17 protein-coding genes and 1 tRNA gene are annotated in these 18,984 nt (G+C 60.0%); 9 read left to right on the top strand and 9 right to left on the bottom strand.

Translation table 11 applies throughout. The annotated features are described in order from the left end of the window. The first annotated feature begins 32 nt into the window (after positions 1-32). The gene (locus PH552_RS11580) at positions 33-722 is read left to right on the top strand and encodes an AprI/Inh family metalloprotease inhibitor (protein ID WP_113250747.1); all 690 of its coding nucleotides are present in this window, start codon (positions 33-35) and stop codon (positions 720-722) included. Between the two features lie 57 nt (positions 723-779). On the opposite strand, the gene PH552_RS11575 is transcribed toward PH552_RS11580, so the two are convergent. From PH552_RS11575 to PH552_RS11565, 3 genes are all read right to left on the bottom strand, one after another. Further along, positions 780-1,073, bottom strand: coding sequence for a hypothetical protein (locus PH552_RS11575; protein WP_112344262.1), 294 nt, complete (start codon positions 1,071-1,073; stop codon positions 780-782). Positions 1,074-1,219: 146 nt separating this feature from the next. After that, positions 1,220-1,486 (bottom strand): hypothetical protein, encoded by a 267-nt coding sequence (locus tag PH552_RS11570; protein ID WP_112344261.1) that lies wholly within the window; start codon positions 1,484-1,486, stop codon positions 1,220-1,222. Between the two features lie 131 nt (positions 1,487-1,617). Continuing rightward, positions 1,618-1,693: transfer RNA gene (locus PH552_RS11565), tRNA-Thr, on the bottom strand. Positions 1,694-1,863: 170 nt separating this feature from the next. Here PH552_RS11565 and PH552_RS11560 point away from each other — a divergent pair. After that, positions 1,864-2,637, top strand: a complete 774-nt coding sequence (locus PH552_RS11560; protein WP_113250561.1) for an NAD kinase — start codon at positions 1,864-1,866, stop codon at positions 2,635-2,637. Positions 2,638-2,722: 85 nt separating this feature from the next. On the opposite strand, the gene prfB is transcribed toward PH552_RS11560, so the two are convergent. The 3 genes from prfB to PH552_RS11545 form a co-directional block, all read right to left on the bottom strand. Next, a protein-coding gene (prfB, locus tag PH552_RS11555) for a peptide chain release factor 2 (protein ID WP_183764951.1) occupies positions 2,723-3,854 on the bottom strand; the annotation gives its coding sequence in 2 pieces (ribosomal slippage) (positions 2,723-3,784 and positions 3,786-3,854; 1,131 coding nt in all). Positions 3,855-3,980: 126 nt separating this feature from the next. Beyond that, complete coding sequence (locus tag PH552_RS11550) at positions 3,981-6,443, bottom strand: penicillin-binding protein 1A (protein ID WP_112344258.1); 2,463 nt, start codon at positions 6,441-6,443, stop codon at positions 3,981-3,983. A 259-nt stretch (positions 6,444-6,702) separates the two neighbouring features. Further along, complete coding sequence (locus PH552_RS11545) at positions 6,703-7,953, bottom strand: N-acetylmuramoyl-L-alanine amidase (RefSeq protein WP_483315490.1); 1,251 nt, start codon at positions 7,951-7,953, stop codon at positions 6,703-6,705. A gap of 645 nt (positions 7,954-8,598) precedes the next feature. Between PH552_RS11545 and PH552_RS11540 the strand changes: the two genes are divergently transcribed. Then, entirely contained in the window at positions 8,599-11,499 is a 2,901-nt protein-coding gene (locus PH552_RS11540; RefSeq protein WP_113250563.1) for an Rne/Rng family ribonuclease, read from the top strand. Positions 11,500-11,657: 158 nt separating this feature from the next. Here the strand turns inward: PH552_RS11540 and PH552_RS11535 are convergent, their stop codons facing one another. Continuing rightward, complete coding sequence (locus tag PH552_RS11535) at positions 11,658-12,815, bottom strand: pyridoxal phosphate-dependent aminotransferase (RefSeq protein ID WP_113250749.1); 1,158 nt, start codon at positions 12,813-12,815, stop codon at positions 11,658-11,660. A 212-nt stretch (positions 12,816-13,027) separates the two neighbouring features. Between PH552_RS11535 and PH552_RS11530 the strand changes: the two genes are divergently transcribed. The 6 genes from PH552_RS11530 (at position 13,028) to PH552_RS11505 (ending at position 17,905) form a co-directional block, all read left to right on the top strand. After that, on the top strand, positions 13,028-13,795 hold the full coding sequence (locus tag PH552_RS11530) for a DsbA family protein (protein WP_113250564.1): 768 nt from the start codon (positions 13,028-13,030) through the stop codon (positions 13,793-13,795). 202 nt (positions 13,796-13,997) lie between these two features. Continuing rightward, on the top strand, positions 13,998-14,435 hold the full coding sequence (gene aroQ / locus PH552_RS11525; RefSeq protein ID WP_113250565.1) for a type II 3-dehydroquinate dehydratase: 438 nt from the start codon (positions 13,998-14,000) through the stop codon (positions 14,433-14,435). 24 nt (positions 14,436-14,459) lie between these two features. After that, positions 14,460-14,936 (top strand): acetyl-CoA carboxylase biotin carboxyl carrier protein, encoded by a 477-nt coding sequence (accB, locus tag PH552_RS11520; RefSeq protein ID WP_112344253.1) that lies wholly within the window; start codon positions 14,460-14,462, stop codon positions 14,934-14,936. A gap of 4 nt (positions 14,937-14,940) precedes the next feature. Continuing rightward, positions 14,941-16,293, top strand: a complete 1,353-nt coding sequence (gene accC, locus PH552_RS11515; RefSeq protein WP_181592414.1) for an acetyl-CoA carboxylase biotin carboxylase subunit — start codon at positions 14,941-14,943, stop codon at positions 16,291-16,293. Positions 16,294-16,296: 3 nt separating this feature from the next. After that, the gene (gene aat, locus PH552_RS11510; protein WP_112344252.1) at positions 16,297-16,926 is read left to right on the top strand and encodes a leucyl/phenylalanyl-tRNA--protein transferase; all 630 of its coding nucleotides are present in this window, start codon (positions 16,297-16,299) and stop codon (positions 16,924-16,926) included. A gap of 343 nt (positions 16,927-17,269) precedes the next feature. Further along, a complete protein-coding gene (locus PH552_RS11505; RefSeq protein ID WP_246698640.1) occupies positions 17,270-17,905 on the top strand; it encodes a DUF1062 domain-containing protein in 636 nt (211 codons plus the stop codon). Positions 17,906-17,968: 63 nt separating this feature from the next. Here the strand turns inward: PH552_RS11505 and PH552_RS11500 are convergent, their stop codons facing one another. Together PH552_RS11500 and PH552_RS11495 are read right to left on the bottom strand one after the other, a co-directional pair. Next, positions 17,969-18,409, bottom strand: coding sequence for a DUF2155 domain-containing protein (locus tag PH552_RS11500; RefSeq protein ID WP_113250750.1), 441 nt, complete (start codon positions 18,407-18,409; stop codon positions 17,969-17,971). A 103-nt stretch (positions 18,410-18,512) separates the two neighbouring features. Beyond that, positions 18,513-18,911, bottom strand: a complete 399-nt coding sequence (locus PH552_RS11495; RefSeq protein ID WP_112344250.1) for an NADH:ubiquinone oxidoreductase subunit NDUFA12 — start codon at positions 18,909-18,911, stop codon at positions 18,513-18,515. Positions 18,912-18,984: the final 73 nt, after the last annotated feature.

The raw sequence follows: 18,984 nt of genomic DNA, 5'->3' as shown, positions 1-18,984 counted from the left end.
GTGGCGGCCGCGGCATGTCGGGAGAATTTGCCTTGATCCGTGCTTTCGGTCTAGCGGCGGCTTCCGCCGCCCTCGTTCTGACAGTGGCCCAGCCAGTTCCAGCGGCCGACGACGAAGTCGTTCAGGCGCAAACCGGCACATGGCTGGTTGCGCCTGAAAGCGGCGCCAAGGGCTGCCGCCTCACCTTCGGGGCAAACACAGTCCCTGGCGGCCATGAAATCACCGGTGCCGATGCCTGCACGACGCCCCTGCCCGCTCTCGCCAAAGCCCGCGCCTGGAATTTCACGGACGACGGCGCTCTCGCCATTGCCGATGCCGAGGGCAAGCCGTTGATGCGCTTCCAGCAGGAGGAAGGCTCCCCGTGGGAAAGCGAAGGCGGCGACCCTACATGGCTGTTGCCGGCGCTGGGCGATGTCGATCATGTGCCGACCGTCGCAAGCCTTGCCGGCGCGTGGCGCATCCAACGGCCCGACGGAAAGCCGGTCTGCGATATCACGCTGACCACCGACAAGGATCAGGACGGCACCGCCAAAATGTCGCCAGGCGGAGACTGTGCCGCCGAGATCAGCGAGCTCAAGCTTTCACTCTGGGCGGCCGAAGGCTTCGGGCTGGTGATGCTGGGCAGCGATGGTTCCTCCCTTTCCTTCGATATGAAGCCGGACGGCAGTTTCCAGAAGTCCGAGGAGGAGGAAGGCGAACCGCTCCTGCTGGTCCGCAAATAGGCCGGCCGAAGCATTAGAAGCACGCCCACCGCGAGCGCTACATCAAGCGCTTAAGGCTCATCGTACGATCATCGGCGCCGGGTGCCAGGCCGATTGGCGCCAAAGCACCCTCTCGGTAACCGGGCAGCCATCCTGCAGCTTCGCCCAGGAGGTGACATTAAGGTTCATCTCGCATTGCGCCAGGTAACTCCGCCCCCCGACGGTCATACAGGCGACCTCGCCGACCGCATGCTGCTTTCCATCCGTATTTTTGCAGTAGCAGTTTTCACCCGCTAACGCTGACGCGCCCGTGATCGCCGTGATCACGACAAGCGGCAATCCCAAAACGACATGCCGCGATATCTCGCGCATGAACGTATCCTCCCCGCCATTGACGGGATGAAGTGTATGCCGATTTCTGACGTTGTAAATGCATCTGCAATCCCGGGCAGGCAGGCGAATGGATGCATGAAGAAACGGCGCGATTTGATGCGGCTCGCCAAGACCTGTCGGCAGACTCAGTGAACCATAGGGTCCGCGTCGTCAAAGAACGATCTGATGCCGTCGCGCGCGATCGTTGCCAGGAATTCGTCGAACGCCTCGCGGTCGGTCGCGAAGGGCTCTTCCCATTCGATCAGATCTTCTTCCGGCGTAATGACTTCCATCCGCCAGTCGGCATTGGTGCCGGCCGGACGAAAGATATCGACCAAGACGGTCACACCGTCATCGGTGAATTCACCCGAGAGTTCGGAATGCTCTAGCTTGGGCTTCTTAGGCTTGGTCATATGTTTCCAGAGACTTGATATTGTGTTGATGATCTCGCCGACATGCTGAAGGCTTCGGCATCATACATTATTGTGCTGCCGCCGGTTTTTCATACCAGTGATCAACAAGGCATCCAAGTCTTGGAAAAATCTGGTGCCCCCGGCAGGGTTCGAACCCGCGACCCCCTGATTACAAATCAGGTGCTCTACCAACTGAGCTACAAGGGCATATGCGCATGCCAACTAACAGATTTTCAAATCCTGTAAAGGGAAAATCACTCGTTCGGACTTAAAGCTGGGGATCAGCATGTGGCCTCAACGATTTACCAGTCCGACTGAAACGTCTTGTCGCAGAAGGGGAATAACATTACCTAGTATGGCCACTTAAAGGACATTGCATGTCACGCAATCTTCAATCCGTTTGCTTTCTCGCCTCTACCGCGCCCGAGGCTCAGGCGGCGCAGCAGGAACTGATTCGCCTCTATGGCCAGACGCCGCAGGAGAGTGCGGATGTCGTCGTGGCGCTCGGTGGTGACGGCTTCATGCTGCAGACACTGCACAGCACCATGAATTCCGGCAAGTGCGTCTATGGCATGAACCGCGGTTCGATCGGCTTCCTGATGAATGACTATCGAACGGATTGCCTGGCCGAGCGCATAGAGGCGGCCGTCGAAAACGCATTCCATCCGCTGCAGATGACGACGCGCAATGCCGACGGCAGCTCCCGCGTCGCGCTCGCCATCAACGAGGTGTCCTTGTTTCGCCAGTCCTATCAGACGGCGAAACTGAAGGTCGAAATCGACGGTCGGGTCCGTCTGCCGGAGCTGATCTGTGATGGCCTTATGGTAACGACGCCGGCAGGCTCCACGGCCTATAATCTCTCCGCCCATGGCCCTATCCTGCCGCTGGAGGCACCGCTGCTGGCCATGACGCCGGTCAGCGCCTTCCGCCCTCGTCGCTGGCGCGGGGCGCTGCTGCCGAACAAGGTCACGGTCGACATCACCGTGCTCGAAGCGGAAAAGCGCCCGGTCAACGCCGCCGCCGACAATGCCGAGGTCAAGTCCGTTCTCGGCATCCAAATCCGCCAGAGCGAAGATACGACGGCCCGCATTCTTTCGGATCCGGACAGATCGTGGTCGGACCGGATCCTTGCGGAACAGTTTTCGGATTGAAGCTGGAATTTACAACGCGCTTGCCAATAAAAAAGCCCCGACCGGGGCTTTTTTATTGGTTTTATTGGTGCTGGAATGTTCGAACTCACTCGACGTCGTCGACGACCGCATCGGCCGCACCGCTGATGCGATGCGCAAGGGCGGCTTCCATGAATTCGTTGAGATCACCGTCCAGAACGTCGCCGGGCGCGGTACTGGCAACGCCGGTGCGCAGGTCCTTGACCAGCTGGTAGGGTTGCAGGACATAGGAACGGATCTGGTGACCCCAGCCGATATCCGTCTTCGAAGCGGCTTCGGCGTTGGCCGCCTCTTCCCGCTTCATCAATTCCGCCTCGTACATGCGGGCGCGCAGCATGTCCCACGCCTTGGCGCGGTTCTTGTGCTGCGAGCGTTCCTGCTGGCACTGCACGACAATGCCGGTCGGAATATGCGTGATGCGCACGGCCGAATCGGTCGTGTTGACGTGCTGGCCGCCGGCGCCGGACGAGCGATAGGTGTCGATACGGCAATCGCTTTCGTTGATCTCGATCTGGATCGAGTCGTCGACGACCGGGTAGACCCAGATCGACGAGAACGAGGTGTGGCGGCGCGCATTGCTGTCATAGGGCGAGATACGGACAAGGCGATGCACGCCCGATTCGGTCTTCAGCCACCCATAGGCATTGTGGCCCTTGATGAGCAGCGTCGCGGACTTGATGCCGGCTTCTTCGCCGTCATGAACTTCCAGGAGTTCCACCTTGAAGCGCTGACGCTCGGCCCAGCGGGTATACATGCGCAGCAGCATGTTCGCCCAATCCTGGCTCTCGGTACCGCCGGCGCCGGAATGGACTTCGAGATAGGTGTCGTTGGCATCAGCCTCGCCGGAAAGCATGGCTTCCACCTGTCGGCGGGCAGCTTCGGCCTTGAGGGCCTTCAGGGCTTCTTCCGCGTCACGCACGACGTCGTCATCGCCTTCTTCCTCGCCGAGCTCGATCAGCTCGACATTGTCGGCAAGCTGCTGCTCGAGGGCGCGTACGCCGTTGACGCCGTCATCGAGCTGCTGGCGCTCGCGCATCAGCTTCTGCGCTTCGGCGGCGTCATTCCAGAGGGTCGGATCCTCTGCCTTGTTATTCAACCAGTCCAGTCGTCTTATCGCCTGGTCCCAGTCAAAGATGCCTCCTCAGCAGGGTGATAGCCTGCTTGGTTTCATCGACTACTTTCTCGATTTCGGCTCGCATAGTCCCACTTCTTCATTTCACCGCTCGATGCGAACGGCCATCCAATTCAAAGAGTGCTGGTGACATAGATATACATGCCGCTGGTGTAAAGCCCCGCGGCATGACGATCTGACAAATAGGATGGGATCAGAAGAGACCGCCGGCCCCGGACGTAACCGCCTGGTTCGCCTGTGGCGACGTCCTTAGAATTTCCTCCGGCGCCACCTGCGCGGCGGCATCGCCACCACCAATGACCTGGAGGCTCGTTGCCGGGCCGGTACCGGGCTTGAAGGCTTCCATGATGGCATTCGGATCGCCCTGCTGCGCTGCCATGCCGGTCGCGCGATTGACCGCGACCATCGTCATGCCAGCCGGAACCTGGAATTTCTCCGGCGGTTGATCTTTCGTCGCCGCCTGCATGAATTCGTTGAAGACTGGCGCTGCGAGCGCGCCGCCGGTGCCGCCCCGGCCCAGCGTGGTCGGCGTGTCATAGCCGATGTAGAGGCCGGCGACGAGGCTCGGCGTGAAGCCGACGAACCAGGCATCCTTTTCATCGTTGGTGGTGCCGGTCTTGCCGGCGACATCGGTGTTGAGCTTGATCTTGCCGGCGGCCGTACCGCGGATAACGACACCCTGCATCATCGACGTGACCTGATAGGCCGTCATCGGATCGAGCACCTGCTCGCGATTATCGGCGATGACCGGCTCGTCCTGATTCTGCCAGGCATTCACATTGCAATTGTCGCAGACGCGCTCCTCATGCTTGAAGATCGTCTTGCCGTAGCGGTCCTGGATGCGGTCGATCAGTGTCGGCTTGATCTGCTTGCCACCGTTGGCCATGACCGAATAGGCCGAAACCATGCGCAGCACCGTCGTTTCGCCCGCGCCGAGCGACATGGCGAGAACCGGGTTCATATGGTCGTAGATGCCAAAGCGCTCGGCATATTCGGCCACCAGCGGCATGCCCATATCGGCTGCAAGACGGACCGTCATCAGGTTGCGGGAATGCTCGATGGCGAAACGCAGCGTGTGCACGCCGCCACCCTCGCCTTCGTAGTTCGTCGGCTTCCACACATCGCCGTTGCTGAGGGTGATCTGCAGTGGATCGTCAAGAATGACGGATGCCGGCGTATAGCCGTTATCCATCGCGGCGGCGTAGACGAACGGCTTGAACGACGAACCCGGCTGACGCTTGGCCTGGGTCGCGCGGTTGAATTCGGACTGTGCATAGGAGAAGCCGCCGACCATGGCGAGCACGCGGCCGGTATGCGGATCCATGACGACTAGGCCGCCCTGTACCTTCGGCGGCTGGCGCAGGCGATAGCTGCTGGAATCGGCGTTGCCGGTCTTCTGCACGTAAATCACATCGCCGGCGCTCAGCACGCCACTCGGCGATTTCACCGATTTGCCGCCCGCAGACCGGTAGGCCCAGCGCATGTCGGCAGCAGCGATCGTGCCGCGCTTGCGCTCGGGCGAAACCTTACCGGCCGCATCGACGCTCGGCTGCAATCCGATGTCGACACCCTGATCGGAAGCGGAGAGGACAACGGCGACCTGCCACTCCGGCACGTCGCTCAGCGCTGGAACCTTGGCAAGCTCGGCACCCCAATCCTGCGAAGTCGCGATCTGCTTGAGCGGGCCGCGGTAACCGCGGCGCTCGTCATAATCGACCAGACCGTCCTGCAGGGCCTTGCGTGCCTCGAGCTGCATCTGCGGGTCGAGCGACGTGCGGACGGAAAGGCCGCCTTCATAAAGGGTCTTTTCCCCGTATTGATCGATCAGCTGGCGGCGGACTTCTTCGGCGAAATAATCCGAGGCGAAAAGCGACGGGCCGCTCTTCGGCGGCACCACGCCGAGCGGCTGCTTCTTTGCCTCTTCACCGTCGCTCTGGCTGACATAGCCGTTCTCCACCATACGGTCGATCACCCAGTTGCGGCGGGTCAGCGCTGCCTCGGCGCGGCGGAACGGATTGTAGTTGGACGGTCCCTTGGGAAGCGAGGCCAGATAGGCCGATTCGGCAATGGTCAGCTCGTTGACGGATTTGTCGAAATAGGTGAGCGCGGCGCCGGCGATGCCGTAGGAATTCAGGCCGAAATAGATCTCGTTCAGGTAGAGCTCGAGGATCTTGTCCTTGCTGTAGGCCTGTTCGATGCGGAAGGAGAGAATGGCTTCCTTGATCTTGCGGTCAAAGGTCTGGTCGGCGGAAAGCAGGAAGTTCTTGGCGACCTGCTGCGTGATGGTCGATGCGCCGACGAAGCGGCGGCCGGAACCGATGTTCTGCAGGTTCACCACAATGGCGCGCGCCAGACCGCCGACGTCGACGCCGGGGTGATTGTAGAAATTCTTGTCTTCCGCGGACAGGAATGCTGCCTTGACGCGATCGGGAATGGCCTGGATCGGCACGAAAAGCCGGTTCTCCCGCGAATATTCCTTCATCAATGCGCCGTTGCCGGCATGAATGCGTGTCGTCACCGGCGGTGCGTATTTCGCAAGCACCTCATAGTCGGGAAGCTCCTTGGAGACCACGCTCAGATAGATGGCCGCCGCAGCCGCCACACCCAGAAACAGGAGGCAGCCCAGCCCAAAGAAATATCCAATCAGTCTGATCATGTGATACTACCGGTGCTTGTTCTTCATGCGGCATGTGCGCGAGATCATCGCATAACCACGGGCGTTTTGCATGCTCGCGGTGTTAATGCAAGACGGCAATGAAACAAAGCCGTGCTTCACTCGCGAGCGGATGATAGTTCGCTGTAAAGGCGGGAATGTGAGCAAAATAGGGCTCGCCCTCGGTATTCCCAGTTTCATGCAATTCTAATATTTAAAGCTGTGACATGGAAGCCACGGCTGATCATGACATTCGGCCCTGTCAGCCGCCGTTCGCGATGATCGATACGCGATATTTTTTTACTGCATCGGCCAGCCTGTCGGCGACCTTTTGCCGCCAATCGAGATCGAGCAGCAGCTTCTCGTCCTCCTTATTGGAGAGAAAACCGAGTTCCAACAGGATCGAGGGCACATCCGGCGCAGTCAGGACCTGGAAACCGGCGTGGCGGTGCGGATTGTTGATCATGGAGATCTGGCCATCAAAGGAGGACAACACATCCTGTGCCAGCGAGATGGAGAAGGCCTGCGTCTCGCGGCGGGTCAGATCCATCAAGATGTCGTTGACGGCAGCCGGCTGTGCCTGAGCGTCGGTCCCGGCGATCTGATCGGACTTGTTTTCACGGTCGGCGACCTCGCCGGCAAGCCGGTCCGATGCTTTGTCCGAGATCGTATAGACGGTCGCTCCGCGGATATCCTTCTGCTTCAGCGTATCGGCATGCAGCGAAATGAAAAGCGAGGCGCGATTCTGGCGCGCGATGGTCACCCGCTCCGACAACGATAAATATTGGTCCTTGTCACGCGTGAGAAAGGCCTTGATGCCGGGCTGGGCATTCAGCTTGTCGGCAAACATCTTCGCGAAGGCAAGCGTAATGTCCTTTTCCTGCGTGACGCCGTCGGTGCCCGTCGCGCCCGCATCGATACCGCCATGACCGGCGTCAACGGCGACGAGGAAAATATTCGGATCGGCCTTCTGCGTCGGCTCGACGGGACCGACGTCCCGGGCGGTATCGTCGCTCGTCCAGCTCTGCTTCTTCACCAGTTCGGCAAATTGCTCGGCGGGCACCATCTCGGCATCGAGCACAAGCCGCTGCCCCTTGCCCCCCTCATCGGTCTGCACCTTGGCCATGACCAGCTTTACCGGCTTTTTTGCAGTCAGCACGATGCGGGCGCTGTCCGCATCCATCGTACCATAGCGGATATCCTTGAAGAGGCCGGTCGGCTTGAGATCCGCGGCCGGGAAGCCGAATGCCGTCGCCGGCAGATCGACCACCACGCGGGCGGGATTGTCGAGATAATGAACCGTGAAGGCCGGCTCCCGATCCATATCGAGGACGATACGCGTGCGGGCATCGTCACCGGCTATGCGCGCGCCGTAGGCGAGCAACGGGCCATCCGCCGCCATGACAGGCGCAAATGCCGAAAACACGATAAGAATCACAAGGGCAAGGGCCGCTGCCGCAAATCGCAAAGCCCTCACGCCAATCTCCGCCACATGCCGCAATCCCTTTACCAAGTGTCCAACGCGCCCCATATTGGTTTCAGCGTTGTTTTTGAAGGCCCCAATAGCGGGAACCAGGTCTGACGTGATGGCCGCACCGATGATGCGCCGGGAAACGAATCGTTGATCGCCGCTTCCCGCGTTCTCATCATCCGACGAATCCATCAATATTATGGCATACTTGGCTTTCCCCTTGCTATTGTGACAGATAAAACATACAACGCATATTAGGGTAGAAGTGTTGACGGGATAGAGTCGCCGCAAAGGCAGCCGCCTCGAGTACCAGGCGCCATAAGCGGCAGTCATCCGCCGTCTGCAGTACTTCCGCTCCAAACAGTGGATATCTGAATTTCCGGTTTCAAACGGGAAGTTCATCGGTGGAGAGCCACCAAACGCTCTTTAGAGAGCACATTCATCGGGCCCCGCTTTGTGGGTCTAAGGCATAGTCGATCTCGCTTGGTTACGGATGTCACCGCAGCAGCTTTTTCAAAAAGTGAACAGACCCCAGGGAAGTAATGCCCCGGCCGCCGTCTGGATGCTGTCATCTCCGAACCACTTGCGACTTTCATTATCCGGTGCAGCAACGGCGGATCATATCCGGCTTGTCCCAGTGACAAGCAGGTCCCCATCCGGTTGCCTGCGCCGAGGAGCACAGCTTTCATGGCAGACAAAATGCTTATCGATGCGTCTCACGAGGAAGAGACGCGCGTCGTTGTCGTTCGCGGGAACCGCATAGAAGAATTTGACTTCGAGTCTCAGCACAAGAAGCAAATCCGCGGCAACATCTATCTTGCAAAAGTAACGAGGGTCGAACCTTCGCTTCAGGCCGCTTTCGTTGACTATGGCGGCAACAGGCACGGCTTCCTGGCCTTTGCCGAAATCCATCCCGACTACTATCAGATCCCCCTCGCCGATCGTCAGGCGCTTCTGAAGGCCGAGGCCGAGGAGCATCGCCGGGATGATGACGTCGAGCACGTCGAAACGGCGCTCGACCTTTCAAAGCAGGAACAGCCCGATATCGGCATCGTTCCCAAGGCGAATGAAGAAGCCGAAGTACCGGCCGCGATCGCGGAAGAAGCCTCCGCTCCGGAGGCAGCCGCGCCCGCCGAGGAAGCAATTCCGGCCAAGAAGGCCAAGCCGCGCCGCAGCCGCAAGAAGGCGGCAGCGGAAGCCCCCGCCGAAGAGACCGCCGCCCCGGAAGCGACGGCAGCCGTCGATGCGCCGAGCGAGGACGAGGACGGTCCGTCTGGCGAAATGGCTGCCATGGTCGAAACCGATTCGATTTCTGAAGACGTCCGCTCCTCCAAGCGCCGCCATGACGACGACGACGATGACGATCACGACCATGAAGAGGAAGTGATCGAATCCGTCGGTGCCGAAGATGCGATGGAAGAGGTTCCCGATCGTGCCCAGCGCAAGCCGCGCAAGCAGTATCGTATCCAGGAAGTCATCAAGCGCCGCCAGATCCTGCTAGTGCAGGTCGCCAAGGAAGAGCGCGGCAACAAGGGTGCGGCGCTCACCACCTATCTCTCGCTTGCGGGCCGCTACTCGGTTCTGATGCCGAACACGGCGCGTGGCGGCGGCATTTCCCGCAAGATCACCAATCCGCAGGACCGCAAGCGCCTGAAGGAAATCGCCAAGATGCTCGAAGTGCCGCAGGGCATGGGCGTCATCCTGCGCACGGCCGGCGCCAACCGCACCAAGGTCGAGGTCAAGCGCGATTTCGAATATCTGATGCGCCTGTGGGAAAACGTCCGCACGCTGACGCTCGCCTCGACCGCGCCTTGCCTCGTCTATGAAGAAGGCAGCCTGATCAAGCGCTCGATCCGCGACCTTTACAACAAGGATATCAGCGAGATCATCGTTGCCGGCGAAGAAGGCTATCGTGAAGCGAAAGACTTCATGAAGATGCTGATGCCGAGCCATGCCAAGGTGGTCCAGCCCTATCGCGACATCCACCCGATCTTCTCGCGCTCCGGCATCGAGGCGCAGCTCGACCGCATGCTGCAGCCGCAGGTGACGCTGCGTTCCGGCGGCTATCTGATCATGAACCAGACGGAAGCGCTGGTTTCGATCGACGTCAACTCCGGCCGCTCGACCCGCGAACATTCGATCGAAGACACGGCGCTTCAGACCAACCTGGAAGCTGCAGAGGAAATTGCCCGTCAGCTCCGCCTGCGCGACCTTGCCGGCCTGATCGTCATCGACTTCATCGACATGGAAGAGAAGCGCAACAACCGCGCCGTCGAGAAGAAGCTGAAGGAATGCTTGAAGAACGACCGGGCCCGCATCCAGGTGGGACGCATCTCGCATTTCGGCCTCTTGGAGATGTCGCGTCAGCGCATCCGCGCCTCGGTTCTGGAAAGCACGACGCAGATCTGCTCGCATTGCGGCGGCACCGGTCACGTTCGCTCGCAGTCTTCCGTTGCCCTGCACGTTCTGCGTGGCATCGAGGAATATCTGCTCAAGAACACGACACATGACATCACCGTGCGCACGACGCCGGACATTGCGCTCTATCTGCTCAACCACAAGCGCCAGACGATCATCGATTATGAAAGCCGCTTCGGCGTCGCGATCGTCATCGATGCCGACAATGCCGTTGGCACGCAGCATTTCGCGATCGATCGCGGCGAGCCGGTCGCCAATCCGGTGAAGATCGAAAGCCTGTTCAACTTCGCAGCCATCCCGGACGATGATGACGACGATGTCGTCATCGAAGCCGAGGAGGACGAGGACGAAGAACTGGAAGAAAAGGCGGCGACCATCACCGAACAGCCCGCCCGCGCCGAAGGCAATGAAAATGGCCGCAAGCGCAAGCGTCGCCGCCGTCGTCGTGGTCGCGGCAACGATGCCCAGGCAGCATCGGCTTCCGAGGACACCTCTGCGGCCGCTACCGCCGAGGACGCTGACAGCGAAGACGACGACGAAGGTGATGCCGGCGCCGAGAACGCCGCATCCGCCGACAATGAAGACGATGCACAGCAGAAGCGCAAGCGCCGCCGGCGCGGCAAGCGCGGTGGTCGTCGCAACCGCGAAAACCAGGGTGGCGAACAGAGCGAAGGCAGCGCGTCGGAAACCGATGAAGCCTTCGAAGCCGATGCAGCAGCCGACGGCGATGACAGCGAAGAAGAGGCAAGCGTCACGGTGGCGGAAATCGCCGTTGCCGAGGGCGAGGCCGCTGTCGAGGCTCAGCCGGCCATGGCAGCCGTCGAGACGGCGGCGACCGTCACCGAGGATGTGAAGCCCGCCAAGGGACGCGGCCGCCGGAAGGCAAAGGCTGCCGAGGCATCGCCAGTCGAGACGCCTGTTGTCGAAGAGGCAGCCGCGATCGAGGGCGAAACCGAAGCGGTAGCCGAAATTGCCACGGCTCTCGACAATGCAGCCACACCCGAGGCTATCGAGGACGAAGCCAAACCGGCGCGCGCCAACCGCGAATCCAATGTTTCCTCGTCCGCTCCGGTGGTAACCTCCACCCGTGCCAATGAAGGGGGCGATGGCGAAGGTGAGCCGACCAAGCCGAAGAAGGCTGGCTGGTGGCAGCGCCGCGGATTCTTTTAAGAAGACCGATCTGCAATGAAATAAAAAAATCCGGCCGTGGTGACGCGGCCGGATTTTTTGTTTCCCAAGCGCAAAGGCGGCCGGTCACGTGCCAGCGCACGTCTCCGCAACTTGCGGCAGCGCTTTCGCAAGCCCGCACAAATTATTGATTCCGGACTCTATTTCAGCCAGGCGGCCATGCGTTCGGTCGCCTCTTCGATTTCGGCATTCGAGCCGGCATAGGAGATCCGCATTGCGCGATGTCCTTCCACGGGATCGAAGTCGAGGCCGGGCGTGGCAGCGACATTGATTTCCGCCAGCATCTTTCGGGCAAAGGCCATGCTGTCGTTTGTGAAACGGCTGACGTCGACATAGGCGTAGAAGGCGCCATCCATCGGCGAGGCAATGCGGAAGCCGATTTCTGGAAGCCGACGCATGAGGAAATCGCGGTTGCGGCCATAGCTTTCACGATAGACATCGAGCTCGGCGCCTGCGCCGAGTGCCGCCTCGGCGGCGATCTGCGACAATTCCGGCGCAGAAATGTAGAGGCTCTGAGCCACGCGCTCTGTGGGCCGCACCAGCCGTTCCGGCAGAACCATCCAGCCGATGCGCCAGCCGGTCATGCAATAATATTTCGAGAAGGAATTGATGACGATCGCCTCGTCTGTCAGTTCCAGCGCACTCGTCTCCTCGCCGACGAAGGTCAGCCCGTGATAGATCTCGTCGGAGATGAAGGCGATGGAACGGTCGGCGCAATAATCAGCCAGCGCCTTCAGCGCCGCCCTGCCCGTCACCGTGCCTGTGGGATTGGCGGGGCTTGCCAGCAGTACCCCCTTCAAGCACTTACCGCTTGCCACCTGTGCCGCTTCCAAGCTCTCGGATGTCAGCGTAAACTGCGTTTCCTCGGTGACCGGTACCTCGACGACATCGAGGCCAAGTGCGGCAAGGATATTGCGATAGGCCGGATAGCCCGGCCGGGCGATGGCGACACTATCGCCGGCATCGAATAACGTCAGGAAGGCAAGATTGAAGCCGGCCGACGATCCGGTGGTGATGGCAATCCGCTTCGGATCGATGCTCAAGCCATGGCGAGCCTGATAATGGGCGGAAAGCGCCTGCCGCAGGGCAAGCGTCCCCAGCGCATCCGTATAGCCGATGCGGCCATGGCCTAGGGCTGCGCGTGCTGCCTCCAACGCAGCCTGTGGAGCTGGATGCGAGGGCTGCCCGACCGCCATGGAAATGACCGGGTGCCCGGCCTGACGGCGTCGCGTCGCCTCCGCCAGCACATCCATGGCATGGAAAGGTTCGACATCGCTGCGCTTGGATAGGGAAAACACGGTCAATTCTCTCTCGGATCGGATCGGCAAGCGACATTTGCCGCAATATCGGCTCGTTCACAATCCTGCGATTGCGGCTTTGTCGTGAAAATTCCTGTTTCTGGAAATAAGGACGCACCGTAAATTGTCGATGCATATTTGCGGATGCCGACCCGACGATGCTATGGCGCATTCAAGAATGACGTCTCCGCTCAGATCCAAACGAGGACCCAATGACCTTTTCTCTCAAAAGCCTGCTGACGGTTTCGGCGATTGCCCTGACAGCGTCCTTCGCCACAATCCAGCCGGCCGCCGCGCTGGATGACCAGCAGAAGAAGGAAATCGGGGATTTCATCAAGGAATATCTCGTCGAGCATCCGGAAGTTCTGCTGGATGCCCAGGCGGCGCTCGAGAAGAAGCAGGACGAAGCCCGTATCGCCCAATCATCCCAGGTGATCGACCAGAACAAGGACGCGATCTTCAATTCCAAGGACGATGTGGCCATCGGCAATCCGAAGGGCAACATCACCGTCGTGGAATTCTTCGACTATAATTGCACCTACTGCCGGCATGCGCTCGGCGATATGGACACGCTGCTGAAGCAGGACAAGGATGTGCGTTTCGTTCTCAAGGAATTCCCGATCCTCGGCCAGGATTCGGTTGCCGCTTCCCGTGTCTCCAGCGCTTTCCGCCTGCTTGCACCTGAAAAATACGAGCAATTCCATCGTAAGCTGCTGGGCAGCGACGGGCGCGCCTCCGAAGACGCCGCCATCGAGGTCGCCACTTCGCTCGGCATCAGCGAATCCGCCATTCGCACTGAAATGGCAAAGGCGCCGAACACCGATATGATCAAAGCAACCTATCAACTTGCCTCCGATCTCAACGTGACAGGCACGCCCGCCTATGTGATCGGCAACGAGATGATTTCCGGCGCAATCGGTCTCGACGCCATCAAGCAGAAGATCGCCAACGTCCGCAGCTGCGGAAAAACCAGCTGCTGACCGGCGAGAACCATCCTTGCGACGGCAAAGCAAATAGCCGTCCGCATTTTGGCAGCTGCGAAATGGCGCCGCGGCTCGACGCGGCGCAAAAATGCCAAAATCGCGGCGTTTCCACACCTAGAGGCATGCAACCTTCGCTCCGGGGCTTTCCTACAGGGCCTCGGGAGTCTATAGGTTGCGCTGCACTTTGACGGAACATCTAATGGCGCAAACAATTTTTGTCCTCAACGGACCCAATTTGAATGCCTTGGGCAAGCGCGAGCCGGGCATCTATGGCGGCAAGACGCTGAAGGATATCGGAGCCGACTGCAAGTCTGCAGGCGAAAGCCTGGGCTTCATTGTCGATTTCCGGCAAAGCAATCATGAAGGCGTGCTGGTCGACTGGATGCATGAAGCGGACGACAAGGCTGCTGGTATCGCGATCAATCCCGGCGCCTATGGTCATACGTCGATCGCGCTGCACGATGCGATCCGCGCCATTTCCATTCCCGTGGTGGAGGTGCATATCTCCAATATCCACGCACGCGAAGAATTCCGGCACAAATCGATGATCGCGCCCGCTGCAAAGGGCATGATCTGTGGTTTCGGACCTTATGGCTACATCCTGGCGCTTCATGCGCTTAAATCCATCACCCAATAACAAAAATACAGGGCAAGAAATCCAATGGCTGAAAAGAAATCGGGTATCGACCAGGCGCTGATTCGCGATCTCGCCAACATTCTCAACGACACCGATCTGACCGAGATTGAAGTCGAGCAGGAAGATCTGCGCATCCGCGTATCGCGTGCCGGCACGACCCAATATGTTCAGGCGCCAATCGCCGCTCCCGCCGCCTATGCCGCTCCGGCTGCAGCAGCTGCTGCAGCCCCGGCCGCCGCGGCGCCTGCAGGCAAGACCCGCAATCCCGACAACGTCGTCAGCGCACCGATGGTCGGTACCGCCTATCTGGCGCCGGCGCCGGGCGCGGCCGCTTTCATCCAGGCCGGCTCGGTCGTGAAGGAAGGCCAGACGCTGCTCATCATCGAAGCCATGAAGACGATGAACCAGATCCCTGCGCCAAAGTCCGGTACCGTGACCGAGATCCTCGTTCAGGACGGACGTCCGGTCGAGTACGGCGAAGCCCTGGTCGTCATAGAGTAAGTCCATGCCCATGATTTCGAAGATTCTCATAGCCAATCGCGGAGAGATCGCCCTGCGGGTGCTGCGCGCCTGCAAGGAACTCGGCATCGCGAGCGTTGCGGTGCATTCCACCGCCGATGCGGACGCGATGCATGTGCGGCTTGCGGATGAGAGCGTTTGCATAGGCCCGCCGCCATCGCGCGAAAGCTATCTCAACATCCACCAGATCGTCGCCGCCTGCGAGATCACCGGCGCGGACGCCGTGCATCCCGGTTATGGATTCCTTTCGGAAAATGCCAAGTTCGCCGATATTCTCGAGGCGCATGGCATCACCTTCATCGGTCCGACGGCGGAGCATATCCGCCTCATGGGCGACAAGATCACTGCCAAGGCCACCGCGCAGCAGCTCGGCATTCCGGTCGTTCCCGGTTCCGACGGCGAGGTGAAGACCGAAGCGGACGCGCTGAAGACGGCGCGCGAGATCGGCTATCCGGTGCTCATCAAGGCAACCGCCGGCGGCGGCGGCCGCGGTATGAAGGTCGCCCGTACGGAAGAAGACTTGATCGAAGCCTGGACGACGGCACGCACCGAAGCGGGCGCCGCCTTCGGTAATGATTCCGTTTATATGGAAAAGTACCTCGGCAAGCCGCGCCATATCGAAATCCAGGTTTTCGGCGACGGCGAAGGCAACGCGGTCCATCTCGGCGAACGCGACTGCTCGCTGCAGCGCCGCCACCAGAAGGTCTGGGAAGAAGCCAATTCCCCGGCGCTCAACGTCGAGCAGCGCATGAAGATCGGCAAGATCTGCGCCGACGCGATGAAGAAGCTGAAGTATCGTGGTGCCGGTACCATCGAGTTTCTCTACGAGAACGGCGAGTTCTATTTCATCGAAATGAACACCCGCCTGCAGGTGGAGCATCCGGTGACGGAAGCCATTACCGGCATCGACCTCGTACACGAGCAGATCCGCGTCGCCTCCGGCGGCGGTCTCTCGGTGACGCAGGATGACGTGCATTTCCAAGGCCATGCCATCGAATGCCGCATCAATGCCGAAGACGCCCGCAGCTTCATCCCCTCACCCGGCACGATCACGCATTTTCATGCGCCCGGTGGCCTCGGCGTGCGTATCGATTCCGGCGCCTACCAAGGCTACAGGATCCCCCCATACTACGACAGCCTGATCGGCAAGCTGATCGTGCATGGACGCACCCGCGTCGAATGCATGATGCGCCTGCGCCGCGCGCTTGACGAATTCGTGGTGGACGGCATCAAAACCACTCTGCCGCTCTTCCAGGATCTGGTTTCCAACCAGGATATCGCCAACGGCGATTACGATATCCACTGGCTGGAAAACTACCTGGCAAAAACATCGGCCTAACCTGTGCCCGGAGCGCGCGGCAAACATCCCGGCGTTACCCCGGAAATCTTGTTGCGCGCCTATTCCATCGGGCTTTTCCCGATGGCCGAATCGGCAGACGACCCGGAAATCTTCTGGGTCGAGCCGGAATTGCGGGGCATCATCCCTCTCGATACGTTTCACGTCTCCAAGAGCCTCGCCAAGAAAATCCGTCAACATCCCTTCGACATTCGTTTCGACACCGATTTTGAGGCCGTCATCGCGGCTTGCGGCGAGCAGACGAGTGATCGCCCCAGCACATGGATCAACGAGACGATCCGCTCGCTCTACGCCACCCTGCACCATATCGGTCATGCCCATTCGGTAGAGGCTTGGGAAGGCGACAGGCTGGTCGGCGGTCTCTATGGCGTTTCACTGGGGTCGGCTTTCTTTGGCGAAAGCATGTTCTCCCGCCGCACGGATGCTTCAAAGATCTGTCTCGTCTATCTGGTGGAGCGCCTGCGCGAACGCGGCTTCACCCTGCTCGACACACAATTCACCACCGAGCACCTGAAGACATTCGGTGCCATCGACGTGCCGAAGGATGCCTATGCAAAAATGCTGGAGGAGGCGATGGAATCACCCAATCTCAGCTTTTCCGACGATCAGGCATAAACACCGGAAACCCTGGCGTCATCGAACTCACACCACTTCAAATTCCGGTTGCGGTCTGCTATCCCTCCTAGCGAAGAGCGTTGGTGCATAGAGGTTCCACTTTGCCGTCGTAAATACCGGTCTCATCCAGATCACCCAGTGCATCGGAGCGGCAAGACGCCGCTCGCTGCATGTTCATGTCCATCGGGTGATGGCCTGAGACCGGTTTGGCATTGTCAAAACGCGCCTGCGCAGCCACCGCTGTCTCAGCTCTTCAGCCGTCCCGCAATATCGCCATACCGTGCCCTGACGGGCTTGTCTCACCGCCAGCTTGGTGGACTTCCAGACGGAAGACCAAGACGGTATGTGCAATATTCTTCAGGTCCGTTGGACCATTTCTCCTCGAACTTCGCCTCAGCCATGGATCGCCTGCAGCGGCTGCGGAGCTCCGAGACCCTTCAGATCGAGCGGCAAGATCAGGCTCAATGCCAATGGCAAAAGGCTTGATGCCTGGCTGGTCTATAAATGCATCGATTGCGACAAGACCTGGAACCGGACGCTTTTCGAGCGCCGCACCGTTCACGATCTCGGCCCCTCCACGCTCGAGGCACTGCAGCGCAGCGATCTTCAGTGGGTCCGGACGCAGGAATTCGATCTCGACGGGCTGAAGCGGAAAGCCAAGCGCATCGAGGAGCCGCCGGATGCGGCCATCCGGAAAGAGATGGTGCAAGAGGCAAGTAATTGGGTGCTGTTGGAAATCGAGATATCAGCCGAGTTTCCGGTGAACCTTCGCCTCGATCGGTTGCTGGCCGCGGAACTGGCAATCTCGCGATCACGGCTCCAGGCTCTCTACGATAGAGGCAGATTGAAAGCCGATCCGGAGCGCAGCGATTTCCTGCGGCACAGGCCGAAAGACGGCATGCGGATCACCCTCGACCTGTCAGAGGCCGTAGATCGCCAAGCAATAGGCGACGCGGCGACCAATCCGGAACGAGGCTAAAACTTTGCCCGCAGAAGCCTTGCTTCTGCGGGCTATGCAAATCTGCTGCGTATATCGAGCGGCTTACTTCGCACCGGCGGTGTCCGGCGGCGGAACGTCGGACTTCTGCTTGCACTCTTTCAGCCAGACGTCATAGATCGGGTGCTCGACGGCGTTGAGGCCTGGGCTGTCGGCAAACATCCAGCCGGTGAAAATGCGACGGATGCGGCGATCGAGGGTGATCTCGTCCACCTCGACGAAACCGTCCACCTTCTGCTGCTCGGTTTCGTCCCGCGAATAACAGGCGCGCGGCGTCACCTGCAGCGCGCCGAACTGCACGGTCTCGTTGATATAGACATCGAAGGTCGTGATGCGGCCGGTGATCTTGTCGAGCCCGGAAAACACGGCGACGGGATTGGTGATGCGGGCGGCCTCAGCGGTGGGGGCTGCCATGATGCCGACGAAGAGAGCAGCACCCATTACAGCCACTGCACGCAAAGAAGCGCTCCGCGTGAAAACCATCATATCCGCCAATCTCCGCTTGGTCTCGGTCAAGGCGCCGAGCATGAGCCGGCATATGTCGCGCCTAAAGCCCAATTGTGGCCAAAGGACGAGCCGGCTTCTCCGCTCAGTTGCCCGGGGTCCAGGCGTCGTAATCGCCGGTCACACGCGGACGCTCGCCGGCAACGGCGAGAGAGCCCGGCGGACGGTATGCCTGCGGCGAGCCAGTCGGATTGGCGCGGTGCTCCTTCTGCCAGTCCTTGGCGACGTAGTTTTCCTTGGTCGGCGGAACGTCGGTACGATGATGCATCCAGCCGTGCCAGCCCGGCGGAATGGCCGAAGCTTCGGCATAGCCCTTGTAGATCACCCAGCGCTTCGGAAGGCCGTAGGAGGACATGCCACCTTCGTAATAGACGTTGCCGAACTCATCCTCGCCGACACGCTTGCCAAACCGCCAGGTCGCAAACCGCGTACCCAAAGTCTGACTGTTCCACCAGGTGAAGGTCTGTACGATGAAATTCCACATGTCTTTTCCTCGATACCCGCTGAGGGGCGAGCGATACCAGAATTCGATAGTTTGCTTATGCCGCCCCTGAACC

It is taken from the genome of Rhizobium aureum (assembly GCF_030182495.1).
Taxonomy (GTDB): domain Bacteria; phylum Pseudomonadota; class Alphaproteobacteria; order Rhizobiales; family Rhizobiaceae; genus Rhizobium; species Rhizobium tropici_C.
Note: the sequence above shows the minus strand (reverse complement) of the source record. Positions and strands in the feature narration are given on the sequence as shown.